Here is a 20,025-nt window from a genome sequence, read left to right on the forward strand (position 1 = left end):
CCAAAATTGATTGTTTCTAGCGGCCGCCTAAAACCAGAGATAACTGCAAATGAACATTACCAAGTGTTTGAAAGGTTAGTATGCCATCCATGATTTGCACAAAGTGTGCTGGAACTCGATTTAATAGCTGTAATCGCTGCATGGACTGCCGCAATCAGCGCGCAAAAGTTCGCATTGAGAGAATCAAAAATAACGGGGGTTCTCACACGAGCGCAGAGTGGAAGTTACTCCTCGCGAAAAGCCCAACCTGCGCAGTGTGTCGTAGGTCATGGGCAGAGGTACCCTTGCGGCCCGATCCACGTTACAAGAACACTTGGACCAAGGGACACAAGTTACCGATATATCATGGTGGTTCGGATGGGCTTTCGAATATTCAGGCCGAATGCTATGAGTGCAACTTTCAAAAAAATGCTGGAGCCCTTGGCGGCAGGCCGATAGAAACGTGTGATCCAGTTCTGAAACTCAATGGAGCAATAAGTGTAGCAATTTCACAAGAGAGAATATCCAGAAAATTTTGTTTCGTTCTCAACAATGAAACAAAAATTTTTCCCGTTCAAATAAAAAATCGTGACACCGGAGTTATTGCATTCAGGATTTCTCTTGGGGGATCAGGCGGCAATACTCGTGCGGCTAGCGAAGAAGTGGACGAGAGCACCATGACCAGAAAGGTTCTCGAAAAAGGCTATGCGGTTCGCTGTAAGTCTTTAGACGGAAAAACTAACGGGTTGTATAAAAAAGGCCACAGGTCAGTTCGAGAAGTTCGCCTAAATATAATCTAAGTGTAGCGACTCGCATTTGATATCATTTGCAGGTAATTCAAATTTTAATCGCAGTCGATTGCGTATTTACTAGATTCGAAACACAAACTTCTATATGTTCTGGTAGCAGCAGCGCATTGCTGCGCTACCCAACCAGTTACTCATTTAAGAAGGAATCCTTACGGTATCCCTGGCTTGAAATTACCGCTAGACGCAGATAATTCTGATCTAAAAAGACGTTAAATGCAGGTCGATGTGTCTTGAAACGCAGGCCATAACAAGTAAAGGATTAGCGTGGTATAGGCGGATTATCTACAAGGTTTCAACTCAATTACCAAATGTTGGAAGATCATTGAAATGCAATAGATGAACTCCAAGTGCATTCGCAAGTTGTTTGGCCGAGGATGTGTAGGTGTTATTTGAGATTACAGCCGCTTTGTCAGCCTGTTCAAAAATTTTACCTGCAATAATTTCTTGAACGGCAGAATTACCAACCGGTTGACTATATTTTTTACATTGAAAAACTGCTTTAATGTCTCCTTTTAATCCGATTAAGTCAATCCCTTGATCGCCAGAAGATTTTGTTACTTGCATTTTCCATCCCGCAACCCTTAGAATTTCAGCACAAAAATGCTCAAATTGAATTGGATCAAGGTCCTCTACTTTTATACTTCTAAAATCTTTCTCATTGTGAACTGACAAACTATAACATTTAATAAAATTATCAATATTTTTGTACAGATCAACTTCAACCTTTTTTTTGTATGATGCTATTTCATTTTTAGTTTTAGCTCTGATGACATTATCTTGCTGATCTTCAGAATATTTCAAAAATTCAATTACTAATATATTTTCACATAAAACAGAACGAATGAAAGTATTGATCTCTTTTATCCATTTAGTATTATCTTCAGTGCCATAACAATTTGTATATACAGTCTGTGATCGTCTCAGTGCTAGCGTTGCTAAATAAGGATTTATAATGTTGTGTAACGAAATATAAAATTCTTTCTTATAATTTTCGTATAAGCTAAATTTTATTTCATTATCATTTTTTATTTCCTCTATTTTATTATTAATAAATAAACTTTTCTCAGAATCAAAATCTGCTTTTAGTTCCTCCCAACGTTGTTTACCATAAAACGCACACCTTTCACGCTCGATTCGTCTTTCTTCATCAGTGTGCATTTCATTTGATTTCAAAGGAATAAATTCTTTATATGCATTTTTAGTTTTAATTATTCGTTCTTTATTTTTTTCAGGACATGCCACGAATAACTTGCTAGCAAATAGTTCTATTTCTTTTTCAGTATTATCCATTTTTTCTCAACTAGAGTGTTTTAGTTATTAACTAAACATTTTTAAAAACAATAGAATATTTGGATTAATAGTGAACAACGGAAGTACTGATTTAATCGACTTTTTAACATCAAGTGCAAGGTAATGCATTGATTTCTATGCCACACAAATTCAGGAAAATATTAAATCAGCGGCTCCCAAGACAATTGTCATTTTCAGAAGACGACTGCACGTAACGTCAGGAGCCGGATGCACTCGTTGCTCACAGGGCGACGTATATAGCGGCCTTGCCGATGAGGATCCGTGCAGCGGCCTCGCGAACGTTCAGACGCCTGGCAGATCGCATTATGGCAACTTGCCGGTTTATTGCCAGAATTTTCGGAGGTTCCTGCTTTATTCGCCGCGCCGTGTGTGTGACTTCTGAGTACTTTCAGCCTCTCGCGGCATTTTGTGCATAGGACTTCTGACACGTCATATTCAGGAGGCGGAAGCATTCATGGTGGCCAGCTCAATGATCTGGTGCAGTCGTCTTCTGAAAATGACATGTTCAGATAGATTATTTTTAGTAGTTTAATGTACGTAGAATTTTATATCAGTTGATGAACATTTTTAAGGTGTCTATTGCTTGTTTTTAAAGCCTGTTTTGGAATGTTCAACAAACACTCGTTTGATGAACGTTGTTCATGGTGAATTACATACAGGTTTTTATTTGCGTGATTGTCACGGTGACGGAATTTTCGGCGGTTCCGGCGTCGACTCCTAATTTAGCAAGCTAATTGGTAGATGAATTCTAGTTACCAGAATGCATCTTGCCGCGGTAATATTGTGCTTTGTTTGGATTGCCACATTAACCAACCCGCGTGTAGTATGATCAGAAATTAGGTTGATATTGTTATTAATCACTTCTCGCAAAGTTGTGCACGCATTGTCATGAAACGAAATTCCCCGACCGATATTGGAAGTCTTGACGATTTGAGTCGACTTGGTGAGGTCATTGTTGACAAGCGGCTCGGCAAGCGCGCGATAGCGAAAAAAAGCCGCCGAAATCGCCATTATGAAAATCAGTTCATACGCAATGCGTTGACACGATTTCCTGACGCAATACATTCGACAGAAGATGAGGCAACGTTGTCTGCCGAAGACTTGATGCATTCACCTTGAATACAGCGGGATGGCGTATCGACAGCCCACCCCATCGTTAGCAACAGTCGCAATACAAGTCGCGCTCGGCATAACGACCATAATTTATGTATTCACAAAGCCCGATTTCGTCTGAAAATTGCATATCGCCCCCTACATGCAGCGGCTCGCGTTTCAAATCGACCGTGCTCGCACTCGATGCCGATTTCGGCTCGAATTAACTGCAAATGAAAATCCGGCCGTGCTCACATTACTTGCAATTGAGCTTGCATTTATCCGTGTTGGTTCGCATTCCATTTTCGCGTGATCGCGCTAACTGCAAATGAAATGTTGGCATCAAGTTATTTAAAATAAAACCGAAACTTTGAAGTTCGCGGTCGGCTTTCTATTCAATCCGGACATTCGTCTAGATATTTGTTCTGTAAGGATCAACCCCAGCGGCTTGCAAGCGCCTTTGTAAAGAAAAAAGAACCCGTTCTGCGGCGATAGGCCCGGTCATCGCTAAATCAGCTTCTTTTTGAGAGATTTCGTCCAATCGAGGCATCACCATGTGAGCGCCAACATCGTAACGCACAAAGAACCGGGACTCTTCCTCGAAGATTTCAATGCCGTGTTGGTCGTAAATCTTTGTGAGCATTGCTTCGAGCCGATGAGTTGATTAAGGGCGATCCCATGACTGCTTCTGGCCCAGGCTGTGTAAAAACGCAATCCTGTTTCCACAATGGCGGATTCGGGCCGCCAAGCTACGTTTGAAGGGCTAAAACGCGTTTTACTGCGCCATATCGGTTGATTGGACTTTTCCTTCGAAATGCCACAGTAATCGGCAAAAGCGCCACTTTTAAGCCTCGTAAATGGATTAAAGCCTTGATGGCCTTTATCATATCCGCGATGCCGAGGATAGCGATCAGTCGCTTGAGGTTATAGGCGAGGATATGAAGGCTCATCTCGGTCTTTACGCGCTCCAAACCCTTGCACAGGAAATGTGTCGCCCCCATGCAGGCTTTGATGGTGCCGTAGGGATGCTCAACCGTACAACGTCGAATACGCATAGCCTCCGGCATTTGCTCAAGACGTGCTTGCATGTTCTCAAGCTCGTCCTGACGCTCCCATCGGGTCACGCGCCGCTGCGGACTCGGCGTGTACTTTTCTTTCAGCGGGCACGCCTTGCAATTCGAGCTCCAATATCGATGATTAGTCATCCCTTTTTCGACGGTCACAAAGCGCCAAATGAGGGATTGGCCTGCTGGGCACCGATATTCATTCTTCTGCGGATCGTAGACAAAGTCGGCCTTGTCGAATCGCCCGTCAGCTTTGGCGTTTGAGGTTTTCGTCGGAGGCACCAAGGTGGAGATGCCGGCATCATGGCACGCTAATATTTCCTTGCCGTTGAAGTAGCCTCGGTCGGCAAGCACCGTCAGATCTGTGGTGCCAACTGCGATGCGTGCTTTCTTGGCCATTGCGGATAATTGATCACGGTCGCTGCCGCTGTTGGTCACCTCGTGCTCGACGATGAAATGATGCTTTGCATCGACGGCGGTTTGCACGTTGTAGCCGACGATGCCGCTGCCGCGTGTCATCATGGATCGGGCATCGAGATCTGTCAGCGAAATCTGTGTTTCGCCAGTTTCTACAAGCTTCGCTTCAATTTCCTTGAGCGAGGCCAACTGCAATTTCAATGCCGCTATTTTCTCTTCCAGCCCCACGCGTTTCGGTTTTGCGGTGCCGGGCTCCTGTCTGTCGGCGCTGTCGAGCTCGGCCAGGTAACGACCGATGCTCGCTTCGATCTCTTCCATCCGTCGCTTGAGTTTCGCGTCGGTGAAATTGCGATCGCTGCTGTTCACCGCTTTGAATTTGCTGCCGTCGATAGCGACGACTGCATCCGAAAATAGGTCGAGCTGCTGGCACAAAACTACGAACTGACGGCATACATTGCGGATCGATTTACCGTTGTCTTTTCGGAAGGTTGCGATCGTCTTGAAGTCCGGTTTTAGGCGCCCCGTCAACCACATCAATTCGACGTTCCGCTGAGCTTCGCGCTCCAGGCGCCGGCTCGACTGAATTCGATTGAGGTAGCCATAAATGTACAGCTTGAGAAGTACACTTGGATAATAAGCGGGCCGGCCCGTTGCCGCCGGCTGCACGCGCTCGAATCCAAGGCTGGCAAGGTCAAGCTGATCAACAAATACATCGACCACCCGGACTTGGTTGTCTTCGTCGACATAGTCGTCCAGTAGCTCTGGGAGCATAGTGGACTGGCCGCGGTCTGCACCTTCGATAAAGCGCTTCATTTCGCACACCAAGTGTTGAGATGCTGGCTTAACGTTTTCCGGTCAGGTTTCGTTTTCATCGGCTTACGTTTTTACACAGCCTGAACCGAAACCGGCCACTAAGAAACTAAGGTTCTCACAGCCCCGCGAATTTATGGTTGCTAGGTTAGTCGCAACTATTCCTGGTTCGCTGCGATTGAATGCAGGTTCATTCGCAGTTATCTCTTGTTTGAGGGGGCCGTCAGTCGCAGTTAATTCTGGTCGAAAAAACCGCTGAATGCAGGTCCGAGCGTTATTCAATGCAGGTCGCAATAGCTAAGGCACGCCTCTCATCTCAAATATTAAGCGTCCACTTTTGACGAATTTGACAGGCTGGTTTTCGCCGATAGCTGACCGCCAACTTCAAAGTTTCGATTCCATTTTAAATGGCTCGATGCCAACATTTCGTTTGCAGTGAGCGTGAGCACACGAAAATGGAATGCCAGCCGACACGGATAAATGCAAGCCCAATTGCAGATAATGTGAGCACGGTCGGATTCAGATTTGCAGTTAATTTGAGCCGAAAAACGCTTCGAATGCGAGCACGGTCGACTTGAAACGCGAGTCGCTACATCTATTGGACTACACTTGATAGTTGAAGGGATACCATCATGAAACTCAAAATCCGCAGCAGCTCGCACAGGTTCAGTTCCCCGACCGTGTTGAGGGGCGACGCGCCGTTTCTCGGCGCCACCGTTCAGGAATGGGACAAGGCGATCACCGGCAATATGGACAAGACCCTTGCCCAGGTCAAGCAGCGCGCAATGGGCAACGGACCCAAGCGCGATGTTTCCAAGGCCACTACGTTCGACTTGGCGAGCTTCGCCGGCAAGCGCATGGCCAACGCCAAATAATTTTCCTTCTCCTTACTTGAAAACGCGGCACCGACCTCGTTTTTTCATATGTCCGATGGGAAAAAAGACAACGCGCTCGATCTGCATGTAGTGGTGTTCGCTGGCCCGAAGGGGTCCGGGAAGACCTCGCTAATCGACAATATCAAACAGACAGACCTGGCGACCGTCCAGAGAGGCTAGCCTCTTCCGGCCTACTTCATTAACCCCGACCAGGTGGCAAAGGATGTGCAGGGCGACTTTCCCGACCAGTACGCCAAGGATGGGGCCGCGCAGAGCGCCGCCATGCACATCCGGGCCGGCCTGCATTCAATCGTCGCGAACCGACAATAAGAGCAACTGAAATATATTAAAAACCCATTGAAAGCCACCGTTCCTGGAATAAGTTTGTTGGGTGATGAAAAAATATTGCACCGAGCTTCTTATGTCTTAGACTGCGAGCCAAGCCACTCGCGCATTGCCTCATTTACACGAGTCTGCCATCCGTGCCCGCTAGCCTTCAACGCCGCTAGCACGTCCTGGTCAAACCGGATCGTTGTCGGCACCTTGGGCGCAACCTTCAAACTACCGACTGGACGACCACGCCGCCGCACCTCGATTTATTCCGGCGTTGTTTTTTGCCCCTCGCCTCGTAGTCCTTCATCAATGCCACGCAGCAAAGCCGCCTCGAATTCGACCATTTCCTGGTCGATCGCCACTTTATTTTGTTTCGTCATTAAATTTCTCCTTCACCTTCAGTAAAAACTCTGGCTGCAGATTGTCGAATGGCACCTTTGCGGATACCAGCAATAATACGATCCCACCGCTCAAGAGTTGCGTGAAGTAAATCAGCCTGATCCCGCCGCGCTTGCCCATTCCCTGACGGGACCAGCGCACCTTGCGAAGAGTGTCAATTCCGGGGATGACATCACCAGCCAACGGATTCGCTGCGATCTAGAGAATAAACGCGATGCGCTCGGCATCGTCCCAAAACTTGGAGGCCCACTCGATAAAATCAGATATTTCGATGTCCGTGATTGAGCTAGGTGAACGAGTACTGAAGATCTAGAGGTTGACCGCATTCGGTGCGGCCGAATGTTGAGTGCGTCTTACAAATTAACGAACACGGTATTTTTCATGGCATCATGTCGTAGATCCTTCTACAAGGGCATGATTTAATTGGAGTATTCCGTCTTGTTAACATCTGAGTGGGAGTAAGCACTCTGCAGGGAGTTCTTTTGTCCACTCCCTGCCAGATCCTCTTGACCCCTGATTCGCGGTAGTTTTTTTGCCAGGAAGCCACCCGGTAAGCCAAGCTCGCGCAGTATGTCGTCGAGTTGTGGCATTGCCGGTCGCACCTTTTCAGACCTGCATACGTGCATTGATCAGAATCCCGACTATCCAGCGGGCCGGTGCCAGTCACGCCAAAACGTGCTCAAGAGACGAATCACCAACATGGGACTAAATTCCAGCCCGCTTCGCGCTCTCCACGACATGTTGCTGTGAGACACTCGGTCCATTCCATTGAACGAGGCCGCCTTATGTTGACCGCACCGATGCCATTAAACGAACTTGAGCGCTTGCGGGCGCTAGAGCGGCTCGACGTTCTCGACTCCGCGCCCGAGCGCGAGTTCGACGCCCTGGTGGCAGCCGCTGCCTTGGTGTGTGGCGTCCCGATCTCGCTGGTCAGCCTGATCGACCACGACCGGCAATGGTTTAAGGCCAATGTGGGCCTGCCCGATGTGACCGAGACGCCACGAGACGTGGCGTTCTGTGCCCACGCGATCCTAGATGATGGCATCTTCGAAGTACCCGATACCTTGGCCGACCCGCGCTTTGCCGACAACCCGCTGGTGGCCACGGCACCCGACATCCGTTTCTACGCCGGCGCCACGCTGCGCTTGAGCGACGGTGCTCACGTCGGCACACTGTGCGTGATCGACCGTGTGCCCCGCCAGCTCAGCGAGCAACAGCGCGAGGCGCTACGCCTGCTGTCGATTGCTGCTGTCCAGGCGCTGGAATCACGTCGCATGGCACGGGCTTTCGCGGCCAGTGAAACTCGTTTTCGCACACTCAGCGAGTCATCGCCGTTAGGCGTGTTCGCCACCGACGCGGCCGGTGCCTGCACCTACACTAACGCGCGCTGGCAAGCCATTTACGGTCTGAGCGAGGCCGAGGCCCTGGGCGACGGCTGGAGCCACTCGCTGCATCCCGACGACAAGACCGCTGTCTTCGCCCACTGGCAGCACTCAGCAGAGCTTAAGCAAGAATTCGACATGGAGTTCCGGATCTGCCGCCACGATGGCACGGTTCGTCATGTGCGCTCTGTTGCGCGTGCCTTGCTGGATGGCGATGACGGGGTCACCGGCTACGTGGGTTCGGTGGAGGACACCACCGAGCGCTTGCAGTCGCGCCGGGCACTCGACGAAGAACGCGAGCGCCAGGCAGCGATCATTCAGGGCACCGGCGCCGGCACCTGGGAATGGAACGTTCAGACCGGCGAGACGCGCTTCAATGACCGCTGGGCCGAGATTGTCGGGGCTACCCTGGATGAGCTCTCTCCCACCACGGTCCAGACTTGGGCCGATCTGGCCCACCCGGATGACATGGAGCGATCCAATGCGCTGCTTCAGGCTCACTTTACGGGCCAGACGCCGTACTACGAATGCGAAGCGCGCATGCGCCACCGCGGCGGCCACTGGGTCTGGGTGCTCGCCCGCGGCAAGGTGCTGACTCGCAACGCCGAGGGCCAGCCCGAGTGGATGTTCGGCACCCACCTGGACATTACCGTGCGCAAGGTTCAGGAAGACCGGTTGCGCAAGAGCGAGGAATTGCTCAACCGCACCGGCGCTCTGGCCCAGGTCGGGGGGTGGGAGGTGGACATTGCCAGTGGCAGCATCCATTGGTCCGAGCAGACCTGTCGCATCCACTGTGTGGAGCCGGGCTACCAGCCCCGGCTGGCCGAGGCAATCAACTTCTATGCGCCGGAGGCGCGCCCTATCATCGAGGCGGCCGTAGCGCAGGCCATGGCCGACGGCACGGACTGGGACCTGGAACTACCGTTGATCCAGAAAGGCGATTGCAGGATCTGGGTGCGTTCGGTCGGCCATGCGGAGTTCGAGGACGAAAAGCCTGTAAGGCTGTTCGGCGCATTCCAAAACATCACCCAGCGCGTCCACGATCGCCTGGCTCTAGAGGCCGCTCAACAGCGCGTCACGCTGGCGACTGAAGCCGGTGGCATCGGGGTGTGGGAGCTGAACGTACAAACCGGCGTCCTCACCTGCGATGCACTGATGTACTCGCTATACGGTCTGTCTGAGGGATTGGGGACGGACGTCTACGAGCTCTGGGCCCGCCACCTTCACCCCGCCGATCGAAGCCGGGCCGAGCTGGAGTTCAAGTCTTCCTTGAAAAGCGGCGCCGACTTTCGCTCCGAGTTTCGTGTGATCTGGAGCGACGGCTCCGTGCACTTTCTCTGTTCCGCCGGCAGTTTGATGCGTGACGCCGCGGGCCAGGCGCTGCGCATGGTGGGCGTGAATTGGGATGTGACGCCACTGCGCGAGCTCGCCAACCAGCTAGTCGAACAACACGAGCTCCTGCGCGTGACTCTGCAGTCGATCGGCGACGCGGTGATCACCACCGACGCGCACAGCCAGGTGACCTGGTTGAACCCGGTGGCCGAGCACATGACCGGCTGGCTGTCCAGAGAAGCGCTCGGGCGGCCACTGACCCAGGTCTTCCATATCGTCAACGAAGAAACCCGCCTGCCCACTCAGAACCCTGTCGCCACCTGCCTGGCACAGGGCAAGATCGTGGGCCTGGCCAACCACACGGTGCTTATTTCGCGGAATGGTGACGAGTTCGGCATCGAGGATTCTGCCGCGCCGATCCGCAACCCTAGTGGCGACGTGCTCGGCGTCGTGCTGGTCTTTCACGACGTAACCGAACAGCGACGCCTGTCCGGCGAGATGAGCTACCGCGCCACGCACGACGCTCTCACGGGACTGGTCAACCGGGCCGAGTTCGAGACCCGGTTGCGCCGCACGCTGGACAAGGCTCACGAGGAAAGCAGCGAGCATGCCCTGCTGTACATCGACCTCGACCAGTTCAAGCTCATTAACGACGCCTGCGGACATTCGGTCGGCGACCAGCTTCTACAGCAAGTGGCCAAGCTGCTGCGCGAAGCCGTGCGTGCGCGCGACACGCTGGCCCGCCTTGGCGGCGACGAATTTGCGGTCATCCTGGAACACTGCCCGTCCGACCAGGCCCAGCGCGTGGCACAGCAAATTTGTGACCGCATGGAAGAGTTCAGGTTCGTCCACGACGAGCGCCGTTTCCGGATCGGCACCAGCATCGGCCTGGTGCCGGTGGACAGTCGTTGGGCCAACACGGCCGCCGCCATGCAAGCGGCAGACATCTCGTGCTACGCCGCCAAGGAGGCCGGCCGCAACCGTGTGCATGCCTGGTTCGACACCGACCAGGCCATGCGTGCACGCCATGGCGAAATGCAGTGGGCCACACGGTTGGAGCAGGCGCTGGATGAAGACCGGTTCGTGCTCTATGGGCAGCGCATTGAAGCGCTTGGCGAGGGCTTCACGGGGCTGCACGCGGAAGTGCTGATTCGCTTGCTGGACAGCGATGGGAGCCTGATTCCGCCAGGAGCTTTCCTGCCTGCTGCTGAGCGCTTCCACATGGCTACGCGCATCGACCGCTGGGTACTCAAACGCGCGGTGCAGCAGATTCAGGCCATGCCGGATGTGAGTACGCTCGACACGCTGTGCATCAACCTGTCAGGGCAGTCGGTGGGCGACCGGGCGTTTCACCGGCATGCCATCGATGCGTTGACCGAAGCTGGCAACACGGTCTGCCGGCGTATCTGCCTGGAGATCACGGAGACCGCCGCCGTCACCAACATGGCCGATGCCGCGATCTTTATCGAACAGGTTCGCGCTCTCGGGGTCAGAGTGGCGCTCGACGACTTCGGGGCCGGGGCTTCGTCGTTCGGCTACCTGAAGACCCTCAAGGTCGATTTACTGAAGATCGATGGCAGCTTCATCCGCGATGTCATCGACGACCCGCTGGACGCCGCCGCGGTGCGCTGTTTTGTTGACGTGGCCCGGGTGGTGGGGGTCAGGACGGTAGCCGAGTTCGTGGACCGGCCGGAAGTGTTGGCGCGCGTGCGTGAGATCGGCATCGACTACGCGCAAGGGTTCCTGCTGCACAGACCCGAGCCGATCGAAAACCTGTTCGGCGCTGCCGCGCAACTCGCGCGGGTCTGAATCAACGTCGCAGCTCATCGCCACGGGATGGCATCACGCCCGCATGCGTGCATTCGCGACGCTACCAGTCGACAGCGGGCGACGCCTGTTCGATTCAAGCCACTGCCGGTACCAGTGTTACCTCAGGCTTGCCACGCAATGCCGTGAAGCTGCCGGGTATCACCGGCTGCTGGCAGACGATCGAAGAACACCGGATTGCCCCTTTGCGTCATCCGCCCTCGCTGACGTGTCAGGTTTGCTCGTACCCTAAGCTGATGTCAGACGGCCTCAACGCAATCCGTCGGAATAGAGCGGGTACCATGGCGTCACGTTGTAGATTTTTCTATAAAGCCCTAATTTCATTGGGGTATTCCGTCTTGTTAACATCAAAGTGGAAATGATTTGATGCCTTGCAACAGGGGATATTGAGAAGCACAAAGGATAGGCAAGCCCGCATTACTGCGGGCTTTTTCGTTTCCTTGTCTGTCATCGCTTTACTTTTGATTTTCTGCCGCCGGTAAAAAAACGCAGGATCGCGCGCGACCGTTATTTTCTGTTGTGTAATCCGCTGACTGCCGATCGGCAACATCGAGATGATGGGTTGCAGTAGCATTTCGACGGCCTCAGGATGGCGGCCATGGAGCGCAAGTCTGTCGTCCTTGCTCAGCTCGCAGACCGTCGTACCGGTGCCGAAAATCGGACTGAGGGGGCGCTAAAACGACGCAAGGCCGCAGAATTATCGTGGTCAAAGATAGGCAAGGTGTTCCAAGGCTGGCAAGTCGCCTTGAACGGTGGTGTTGACGGGATGCTCGATGTGTCTCTCGACAGTCTCAATGATCAACTCGATATTGCGTTGCGCGCACCAATTTTTGGTATCACCGACCGGTATTGGTCGGGCAGATGGTTGCTGGAGATGAAGGACCGGTTAAAAACAGGCGAAGCGGACTCGTAAGGACGTCTCAGGCGGGAAGCTAAATACCGTAGATTCGCAAAGTTCTCCCCTTGTCTTGTGTCGAACTTTCATATGGCACCTGCATTCTTTATTGCCTGGCAGGGCGAGGACATTTCGTTGTGGAACACAACTGACGTGCTAATCGTCGACGAAGCCGGGCAGGTGTCGCCGGACGTCGGCGCGGCGTTGTTCGCCCTCGCTCAACGCGCGCTCGTCGTCGGGGACATTTATCAGATCGAGCCCGTCTGGAATAACGGTGAGGGAACCGACCGGGCCAACGCCGTAAAATTTGGTTTGATACCAAGCCCTCGTTAAAAAGGTGGGTGGAAGTCGGCAGAACTACGACGAGGCCAAGGCTATCGTGGAATGGTTGAAGGCTAACGGAGCACAAATCGAAAGGCACTACGCCGATGGATCCGGCGCTGATGTCGCGCTTTGGAAACTGGTTGGCATCCTCATGGAGGAAGGCTCCGGGATTCCGCCACGATCAGGCCGCAGCGGCTTCGCACATCCCGACCCGCCGCCCGCCGCTCGCCGCTCGCCGCTCGCCGTTCGCCGGTTCATATCCGTTGTCGGGCAATGTCAGGCGCATTTTTTAGCAAGGAAAGGGCAAGCCATGATGGTCACATTGACACCAGTCACAGACCCGCAACTGCAAATACTGCTGATCGATCGTTGCTAATTGACTCGACATCCGCGTCAGTAAGTATTGCGCGCAGTCGATACGATCCAGGTCCGTACTTGCCCGCAGATGGGGTGGCACATTGTCGCATTCGAGCAAGGCGGCCTGGAGCGTGCAGCTTACGGACAGCGTTTGTTGCAAGGCAACGAACAAGTATTTGTCAGCAAATACAAGCTGGTGCTACCGGTCGAAGAAGAGCTGCGCGCCGCGCTGGACCGCGAGCGCAGCGTGATCGATGACGGGTGCGCAAGTTGCTATTTGCTGCGACGTAAATAAAGCGATTGCAGCATTCGTATTCCGACGCGACACGCACGTTACGTGATAAGGTCCGGCGATGCGCACATCCTCCCTGAAACACATCGCAGTCCTCCTGTTCGTCATCGTCATGACGAACATGTGCGTCTGGAGTTTCAGTGCCGACAGGCTCGCCCACGCACTTGAACACGTCAGCATTGCGCAGGTCGCTGACGCGCACGGGTACACGATTACTGCGGACAGCGATGGCCTTGCTGACATCGACAACGATGGCGATGAGCGCGCAGCGGGTCTGGTGGCGCATCAGGTTCTGCATGCGATCGATCATCTCCAATTCTTTCCTGACACCACGCCAGGTCGACGCTTTCTCTCTGCCGGGACCAACATCGCGTCCCTGCATTTCACCGAGCATGTGCTTCCGCTGCCTGCCCGCGATCCGCTCTTCCGTCCGCCCCGTCGCCTTTCAGCCTGACGCCGTCCGTTCTTAGCCGCAGAGGCTGACTCTGCCGGCTGCTGGTCAGGCGCGTCGGGCGCACCGCATTTTTTAGCGGTGCCAGCAAGCGCCTTTCAGTCCGTCATGTTCATTACCGCCGCCTTCCGGTTGCGCTCGCATATTGCGTAGCGCGATAGCAAACGCGTGCGCTTGTCATGGATCTCCTTCACCGCCTCACCCCTTTGACTCCTCCGGGAACAATCATGAAAAAAAGAATTCTTCTCCCGCCTCTGTGCGTCAGCCTGTCCTTCGTATTAACGCTGGCGTGCAGCACTCGCTCGGTGGCAGCCGATCGCCCGGCGATTTTTGCGGTCACGCAGCAGCAGATGCAGTCGCTGGCTATCCGGACCCAGCCCCTGCAGCGCGATGCCGCGCCGGTCGTACTGAGCTTGCCCGCGCAGGTGACAGTACCGGCAAATCGCCAGCAAATGATCAGCGCGCCGCTGGCCGGTCTGGCGGTACAGCTGTTCGTGCAACCGAATCAGGCCGTGAAACAGGGCGCACCACTGCTGCGCATCGTCAGCCAGGAGCTCGGCCCGTTACAACTACAACTGATGCAAGCCGATAGCAGAACCAAGCTGTCGCGTCTCGCCGCGCAGCGCGAACGTGCGTTGTTCGACGAGGGCATCATTGCCCGTCGCCGGGTACAGGAAGCCGAAGCAGCGCTTACTGAGAATGAAGCCGTTCTGCGCCAGGCCAGAGCGGCACTGGGTCTGGCCGGCATGTCGGCGGCATCGATTTCGCGCGTACTCGCCTCCGGCAAACTCGACGATGGCGTCACATTGCATGCAGCGCAGGCGGGTGTCGTCACCAGCATCAATGTCAAACCAGGGCAGCGCGTCGATCCCGCGATGGCGCTGTTAGAACTGGCGCAAATTGATCGCCTGATACTCGAGATCCAGGCCCCGGCCGCCGAGGCGGCCAATTGGCGTGTCGGCAGCAAGCTGACCTTGCTGGGGCGAACTGGCACTGCCAGCATCGTCAGCATCAGTCCAGTCGTCACACCCGACAGTCAGACCGTCGCGATCCGGGCGGAGCTTGGTGCCGGCAGCGACCTGCGACCCGGCGAATTCATCACCGCACAATTGCCTTTGACCAGCGACAACACCAGTTGGGATGTGCCCCTGGCGGCACTGGCCCACGATGGCGCTGCTGTCTACGTCTTTGTGCGTGGTGCCGATAGTTTCGAGGCGCGCAAGGTCAGGCAGATCAGCGCCGCCGGCCAGCGCGTGCGTATTGCCGGCTCACTCAAGGCCGGCGAGCTGATCGCGGTTGCGGGTGTGGTCGCGCTCAAAGGCTCCTGGCTGGGTGAAAAGGGAGGCGACTGATGCTGCCCCGCTTGATCCAGTTTTGTTTATCCCAGCGCCTGTTCGTACTGCTGGCCACGCTGCTGGTAGCTGGTGCCGGCTGGTTCGCCTTCTTGCAATTGCCGATCGACGCCTTTCCGGATGTCTCGAGCACGCAGGTCAAGATCATCATGAAGGCGCCCGGCATGACGCCGGAAGAAGTCGAAAGCCGCATTGCGGTGCCGATCGAAGTCGAAATGCTCGGCATACCGAAGACGAGGATTCTACGGTCGGTCACCAAGTACGGGATGGCCGATGTCACCATCGATTTTCAGGATGGCACCGATATTTTCTGGGCGCGCCAGCAAGTCAGCGAACGCCTGGGCGGCATCAGCGATAGCCTGCCCGGCGGTATCAGCGGCGGCATGGCGCCGATCACCACGCCGCTGGGCGAGATGTTCATGTTCACTGTCGATAGCGATCGCTTGTCGCTGGCAGAACGGCGCAGCTTGCTGGACTGGGTGATCCGTCCGGCGCTGCGCACCGTTCCCGGCGTGGCCGATGTCAATGCGCTGGGTGGCATGGTGCGGTCCTTTGAGGTCGTGCCCAATCCGCTGGCGATGGCAGCCAGTGGCGTCACGATGGCGCAGTTGCAGGAGGCGATACGCGCCAATAATCGCAATGACGGTGCCGGCCGTCTCGGCGAAGGCGACGAAGTTTTGCTGGTGCGTAGCGAAGGCAGCATCACCAGCCTCGAGGAGTTGCGCGCCGTCGTGGTCAAGGTTAATGGTGGCGTCCCGGTACGCGTCGGTGCGCTGGCTGAAGTGCGTATCGGCGCACTGACGCGCTATGGCGTCGTCACGCAAAACGGCAAGGGCGAAGCCGTACAGGGCCTGGTGCTGGGACTGGCCGGCGCGAATGCGCAGCAAGTCGTCGAAGGAGTACGCAAAAAACTCGCTGACTTGAAGCCGACCTTGCCGGAGGGCGTCACGCTGAACGTGTTTTACGACCGTGCCGATCTGGTCTCGAAGGCGGTCGGTGCGGTGTCGAACGCGCTGATGGAAGCGACCGTGATCGTCATCGTCCTGCTCGGTCTGTTCCTCGGTAATGTGCGCGCCGCCCTGACCGTGGCGCTGGTATTGCCGCTGGCGGCGCTGATCACTTTTATCCTGATGCGCGGTTTTGGCATGTCGGCCAACCTGATGAGTCTGGGCGGGTTGGCGATTGCGATCGGCATGCTGGTCGATGCGTCTATCGTTGTCGTCGAAAACATCGTGCAGCGACTGGCGCAGGATCCGAGTGCCGGCAAACTTCCGCGTCTGCATCTGATTTACCGGGCCGTGCGCGAAGTCGCCGCGCCGGTGGCCTCCGGCATCCTGATCATTATCACGGTGTTCCTGCCGCTGCTGACGCTGCAGGATCTCGAAGGAAAATTCTTTGCGCCGGTGGCCTTGACGATAGTCTTTGCACTGGCCGGATCGCTGCTGCTGTCGCTGACCGCAATTCCGGTCTTCGCGTCCTACTTGCTGCGTGACGTCAAACACCAGGAGCCATGGCTGCCGCGCAAACTGCTGGCGCTGTATGCGCCGGTGCTGGCATGGGTGTTACGCAGCCAGCGCACGGTCGTCATCGGTGCCGTCGTCATGCTGATGGGGGCCGGTGCGGTCTACACCCAGGTCGGCAAGACTTTCATGCCGACGATGGATGAGGGCGACCTGATTGTCGGCATCGAAAAGCTGCCGACGGTCAGCCTGGAGCAAAGCGCCGCGCTCGATCTGAAGATCCACCAGGCCTTGATGAAGGCGTTGCCCGAAGTCACAGGCGTAGTGGCACGCGCCGGTGCCGACGAGATGGGGCTCGATCCGATGGGCTTGAACCAGACCGACACCTATTTGCTGATGACGCCACGCAGTCAATGGCGCATGAAAAACAAGGAAGCGATGATCGACGAAATCCGCAAGGTGCTCGATACGCTGCCCGGCATCAAGTACAGCTTCACGCAACCGATCGAAATGCGGGTCAGTGAAATGATCATCGGCGTGCGCGGCGATATCGCCGTCAAGGTCTTCGGTCCTGACCTCGGTCAGTTGAACAAGTACGCGGCCGAAGTCGAAGCGGTACTCAAGACCATCCCCGGCAACCAGGATGTCTACACGGTCCAGAACGATGGCGTGCAATACCTGCGCGTGGTGGTTGATCGCTTGCAGGCTGGCCGACTGGGCCTGACCATCGAGGAAATCCAGGATGCGCTGCGGGTGCAGATCGAAGGGCTGCAGGCCGGCAGCGCCATCGAAGGCAATCGCCGTACGCCCATCGTGCTGCGCGCCACCGAATCGGTACGGCTGTCACCGACCGAATTTGCCGCCACCCGCATCACTGCCAGCGATGGCACCAGCGTGCCACTGACCGGCGTAGCGCGGCTGGAACGCACTGCCGGACCGGTCAAGATCGACCGCGAAATGGGCAGTCGCTACAGCGTCGTCATTGCTAATGTCAGCGGGCGCGATCTGGTCGGCTTCGTTCAGGAAGCTCAGGCCAGCGTGGCCAGCAAGCTCGCCTTGCCGACCGGTTATCGTATCAGCTGGGGCGGGCAATTCGAGAATCAGCAGCGTGCGGCCAAGCGCCTGAGCATCGTGGTGCCGGTGGCGCTCGGGCTGATTTTTATTGTGCTGTTTTCTACCTTCCGTTCGGTGCGCCAGTCGTTGCTGATCCTCGCGATCATTCCGTTTGCGCTGGTCGGCGGCATCGTCGCGCTGTGGCTAACCGGCGAGTATCTGTCGGTACCGGCCTCGGTTGGCTTCATCGCCTTGCTCGGGATTACGGTGCTCAATGGTGTCGTGCTGGTCAGTTACTTCAACCAGTTGCGCGAGGAAGGAATGGCACTGCTCGACGTCGTCACGCAGGGCGCGCGCCGGCGCTTGCGTCCCGTGCTGATGACGGCGTCGATTACCGCCTTCGGCCTGATCCCGCTGCTGTTCGCCACCGGCCCGGGCTCCGAAATCCAGCGACCGCTGGCCATCGTCGTCATCGGTGGCCTGGTCACTGCCACCGCCCTGACGTTGATGCTGTTACCCATCCTTTATTTGCGCTTCGCGTTTGCGAAGCAGGAGACTTCCGATGTCTGACCTTTGCCTGACCTTGCTGTGCCCGCCCGCCTTGGAAGAACGCGTACTCGATACGCTGCTGATGATCCCTGAAATCGTGCTCTTTACCAGCAGCCGGGCCGCCGTCCATGGCGTGCATCCCGAGCGGCTCAGTGCCAGTGAACAGGTGCTGGGCCTGGCCGTCATTACCCGGATCGAGGCGCTGCTGTACGAAGCCGACCGCTCGCGCTTGCTGGCGCGTATGAAAGACAGTTTTGCCGGCACCGGCTTGCGCTACTGGCTGACGCCGGTGACTGAAACCGGAGAATTCGCATGAAGCAAATACGATGGAAGGCGCTGGTCGCCGGTGCGGCGTTGTCGGCCGGTAGCGTGCTGGCTGCCGAACTCATCGGTGTGGCGGCGCTACCGCAGAGTGCAGTTAACTATCCGCTGTTGCTGCCGACGGCCGTGGTGCGTCCGTTGATCGACCAGACCCCGGGCGTCGCGGCGGCGCGTGCCGGACTGGAAGCAGCGCGTCAGGATGCCGGCTTGCTGACCGACTCGCCGTACGAATGGACCGCCAGAGTCACGACGCAGCGGCGTACCGTCGACACCGGTGAGCGCTACGGCGAATGGAACGCCGGCATCGAGCGCACCTTGCGCTTGCCGGACAAAGCGCGTGCCGATGGCAGTCTGGCGCAAGCAACGCTGGACGAAGCCGAAGCGCGCCATGGCGAAGTGCTGCATGAAATGACCCGCGACTTGCTTGGTTTGTGGTTGGACTGGGCCCATGCCGAACAGGGCCAAGCGCTCTCACTGATGCACTTGCAGGCCGCGCAAGAGAATGTGCGCATCGTCGAAAAACGCGTCAAGGCGGGCGATGCCGCCAGGCTTGATGCCAGCGTGGCACGCGCCGAACTGGCCGAGCAACAACGTGCCGGTATCGAGATCAAGACGGCTGCTGCCGTTGCCTGGGCGCGCTTGCAGGCGCGCTTTCCGGGCTTTGGCCGTGACCTGTCGGCGTTCCCCGCTGCGCACCCGCTGGTGGGGGATGGATCGCTCTGGCGTGCGCGCATTCTGGACCAAAGCGACGAACTGAAAATTGCGGAAGCGCAATTGCAGAAGATGCAGGCGCGCGGCGCAAGGGCGCAAGCCGAGAAGATGCCTGATCCGACCGTGGGCCTGTTCACTGCGTCGGAAGTCGGCGGTCGCGAGCGCCTGACCGGCGTCATGCTCAGCATCCCGATTCCCGGTTCGCAGCGCAATCGCCACGCCCAAAGGGCGGTGCATGCCGATGAGATGTCGCGTCAGGAAGTCGCTTCTAAAAAACGTCAGCTTGATGCGGTAATCGGTGCGGCGTTTGCCGCTACGCAGGGTACGTTCGAAGGCTGGCAAATCGCTGAAGCGGGGGCTGCCGAGATGCAGGATAACGCCCGCCTGATGGCGCGTGCCTATGCGTTAGGCGAGGCCGATCTGCAGGCGCTGCTGAGCGCACGGCGGCAAGCCACGACGGCGGCACAAAATGCGCTGGGAGCGAAAGTGGCCGCCAGTCGCAGTTATTACGGGCTGCTGGTGGATGCCCATCTGGTCTGGGACATGGCGCACGAATGAGCGATTTTTTACGGACGAATTTTTCACACTGACCCGGAGTATTCATGTTTGCAAGATTGTTTTCAGGGAGCG

At 55.9% G+C, this 20,025-nt stretch carries 17 protein-coding genes and 1 pseudogene; 13 read left to right on the top strand and 5 right to left on the bottom strand.

Annotated features, from left to right (window positions below):
- The first annotated feature begins 284 nt into the window (after window positions 1-284).
- Window positions 285-779, top strand: a complete 495-nt coding sequence (locus RHM62_RS09825; RefSeq protein ID WP_322121937.1) for an HNH endonuclease — start codon at window positions 285-287, stop codon at window positions 777-779.
- Window positions 780-1,085: 306 nt separating this feature from the next.
- On the opposite strand, the gene RHM62_RS09830 is transcribed toward RHM62_RS09825, so the two are convergent.
- Complete coding sequence (locus RHM62_RS09830) at window positions 1,086-2,078, bottom strand: restriction endonuclease (RefSeq protein ID WP_322121938.1); 993 nt, start codon at window positions 2,076-2,078, stop codon at window positions 1,086-1,088.
- A gap of 909 nt (window positions 2,079-2,987) precedes the next feature.
- On the opposite strand from RHM62_RS09830, the gene RHM62_RS09835 reads away from it, so the two are divergent.
- Entirely contained in the window at window positions 2,988-3,218 is a 231-nt protein-coding gene (locus RHM62_RS09835) for a hypothetical protein (RefSeq protein ID WP_322121939.1), read from the top strand.
- Window positions 3,219-3,603: 385 nt separating this feature from the next.
- Here RHM62_RS09835 and RHM62_RS09840 read toward each other — a convergent pair whose 3' ends face one another.
- Window positions 3,604-3,834 carry a hypothetical protein gene (locus tag RHM62_RS09840; protein ID WP_322121940.1) on the bottom strand — a complete coding sequence of 77 codons (231 nt, stop codon included), beginning with the start codon at window positions 3,832-3,834 and terminating at the stop codon, window positions 3,604-3,606.
- 223 nt (window positions 3,835-4,057) lie between these two features.
- Window positions 4,058-5,485 (bottom strand): annotated as a pseudogene (locus RHM62_RS09845) (IS1182 family transposase); the annotation flags it as partial.
- A 629-nt stretch (window positions 5,486-6,114) separates the two neighbouring features.
- Between RHM62_RS09845 and RHM62_RS09850 the strand changes: the two are divergent.
- Entirely contained in the window at window positions 6,115-6,357 is a 243-nt protein-coding gene (locus tag RHM62_RS09850) for a hypothetical protein (protein WP_322121941.1), read from the top strand.
- A gap of 419 nt (window positions 6,358-6,776) precedes the next feature.
- Here RHM62_RS09850 and RHM62_RS09855 read toward each other — a convergent pair whose 3' ends face one another.
- Complete coding sequence (locus RHM62_RS09855; RefSeq protein WP_416172249.1) at window positions 6,777-6,947, bottom strand: BrnA antitoxin family protein; 171 nt, start codon at window positions 6,945-6,947, stop codon at window positions 6,777-6,779.
- 106 nt (window positions 6,948-7,053) lie between these two features.
- Window positions 7,054-7,272 (bottom strand): hypothetical protein, encoded by a 219-nt coding sequence (locus RHM62_RS09860; RefSeq protein ID WP_322121942.1) that lies wholly within the window; start codon window positions 7,270-7,272, stop codon window positions 7,054-7,056.
- Between the two features lie 602 nt (window positions 7,273-7,874).
- On the opposite strand from RHM62_RS09860, the gene RHM62_RS09865 reads away from it, so the two are divergent.
- The 10 genes from RHM62_RS09865 (at window position 7,875) to RHM62_RS09910 (ending at window position 19,953) form a co-directional block, all read left to right on the top strand.
- On the top strand, window positions 7,875-11,612 hold the full coding sequence (locus tag RHM62_RS09865) for a PAS domain-containing protein (RefSeq protein ID WP_322121943.1): 3,738 nt from the start codon (window positions 7,875-7,877) through the stop codon (window positions 11,610-11,612).
- Between the two features lie 616 nt (window positions 11,613-12,228).
- Window positions 12,229-12,543, top strand: coding sequence for a hypothetical protein (locus RHM62_RS09870; protein WP_322121944.1), 315 nt, complete (start codon window positions 12,229-12,231; stop codon window positions 12,541-12,543).
- Window positions 12,544-12,615: 72 nt separating this feature from the next.
- A complete protein-coding gene (locus tag RHM62_RS09875) occupies window positions 12,616-12,858 on the top strand; it encodes a hypothetical protein (RefSeq protein ID WP_322121945.1) in 243 nt (80 codons plus the stop codon).
- 46 nt (window positions 12,859-12,904) lie between these two features.
- On the top strand, window positions 12,905-13,225 hold the full coding sequence (locus tag RHM62_RS09880) for a hypothetical protein (protein ID WP_322121946.1): 321 nt from the start codon (window positions 12,905-12,907) through the stop codon (window positions 13,223-13,225).
- Between the two features lie 27 nt (window positions 13,226-13,252).
- The gene (locus tag RHM62_RS09885) at window positions 13,253-13,501 is read left to right on the top strand and encodes a hypothetical protein (protein WP_322121947.1); all 249 of its coding nucleotides are present in this window, start codon (window positions 13,253-13,255) and stop codon (window positions 13,499-13,501) included.
- 58 nt (window positions 13,502-13,559) lie between these two features.
- A complete protein-coding gene (locus tag RHM62_RS09890; protein ID WP_322121948.1) occupies window positions 13,560-13,952 on the top strand; it encodes a hypothetical protein in 393 nt (130 codons plus the stop codon).
- Window positions 13,953-14,176: 224 nt separating this feature from the next.
- Entirely contained in the window at window positions 14,177-15,301 is a 1,125-nt protein-coding gene (locus RHM62_RS09895) for an efflux RND transporter periplasmic adaptor subunit (protein WP_322121949.1), read from the top strand.
- Window positions 15,301-18,384, top strand: a complete 3,084-nt coding sequence (locus RHM62_RS09900) for a CusA/CzcA family heavy metal efflux RND transporter (RefSeq protein WP_322121950.1) — start codon at window positions 15,301-15,303, stop codon at window positions 18,382-18,384. The genes RHM62_RS09895 and RHM62_RS09900 overlap by 1 nt, the downstream gene beginning before the upstream one ends.
- Window positions 18,377-18,679 (top strand): DUF3240 family protein, encoded by a 303-nt coding sequence (locus RHM62_RS09905; RefSeq protein ID WP_322121951.1) that lies wholly within the window; start codon window positions 18,377-18,379, stop codon window positions 18,677-18,679. The genes RHM62_RS09900 and RHM62_RS09905 overlap by 8 nt, the downstream gene beginning before the upstream one ends.
- Window positions 18,676-19,953, top strand: a complete 1,278-nt coding sequence (locus RHM62_RS09910) for a TolC family protein (protein ID WP_322121952.1) — start codon at window positions 18,676-18,678, stop codon at window positions 19,951-19,953. Before RHM62_RS09905 ends, RHM62_RS09910 begins: the two co-directional genes overlap by 4 nt.
- The last annotated feature ends 72 nt before the right edge of the window (window positions 19,954-20,025 follow it).

The sequence above is a fragment of the Actimicrobium sp. CCC2.4 genome, from assembly GCF_034347385.1.
Taxonomy (GTDB): domain Bacteria; phylum Pseudomonadota; class Gammaproteobacteria; order Burkholderiales; family Burkholderiaceae_D; genus Actimicrobium.

Bases quoted from the DNA above. Each gene is read 5' to 3' on its own strand.
- RHM62_RS09850 (WP_322121941.1), top strand. From the start codon at position 6,115: ATGAAACTCAAAATCCGCAGCAGCTCGCACAGGTTCAGTTCCCCGACC.
- RHM62_RS09830 (WP_322121938.1), bottom strand. From the start codon at position 2,078: ATGGATAATACTGAAAAAGAAATAGAACTATTTGCTAGCAAGTTATTC.
- RHM62_RS09835 (WP_322121939.1), top strand. From the start codon at position 2,988: ATGAAACGAAATTCCCCGACCGATATTGGAAGTCTTGACGATTTGAGT.
- RHM62_RS09905 (WP_322121951.1), top strand. From the start codon at position 18,377: ATGTCTGACCTTTGCCTGACCTTGCTGTGCCCGCCCGCCTTGGAAGAA.
- RHM62_RS09875 (WP_322121945.1), top strand. From the start codon at position 12,616: ATGGCACCTGCATTCTTTATTGCCTGGCAGGGCGAGGACATTTCGTTG.
- RHM62_RS09900 (WP_322121950.1), top strand. From the start codon at position 15,301: ATGCTGCCCCGCTTGATCCAGTTTTGTTTATCCCAGCGCCTGTTCGTA.
- RHM62_RS09865 (WP_322121943.1), top strand. From the start codon at position 7,875: ATGTTGACCGCACCGATGCCATTAAACGAACTTGAGCGCTTGCGGGCG.
- RHM62_RS09870 (WP_322121944.1), top strand. From the start codon at position 12,229: ATGGAGCGCAAGTCTGTCGTCCTTGCTCAGCTCGCAGACCGTCGTACC.
- RHM62_RS09910 (WP_322121952.1), top strand. From the start codon at position 18,676: ATGAAGCAAATACGATGGAAGGCGCTGGTCGCCGGTGCGGCGTTGTCG.
- RHM62_RS09890 (WP_322121948.1), top strand. From the start codon at position 13,560: ATGCGCACATCCTCCCTGAAACACATCGCAGTCCTCCTGTTCGTCATC.
- RHM62_RS09840 (WP_322121940.1), bottom strand. From the start codon at position 3,834: ATGCTCACAAAGATTTACGACCAACACGGCATTGAAATCTTCGAGGAA.
- RHM62_RS09895 (WP_322121949.1), top strand. From the start codon at position 14,177: ATGAAAAAAAGAATTCTTCTCCCGCCTCTGTGCGTCAGCCTGTCCTTC.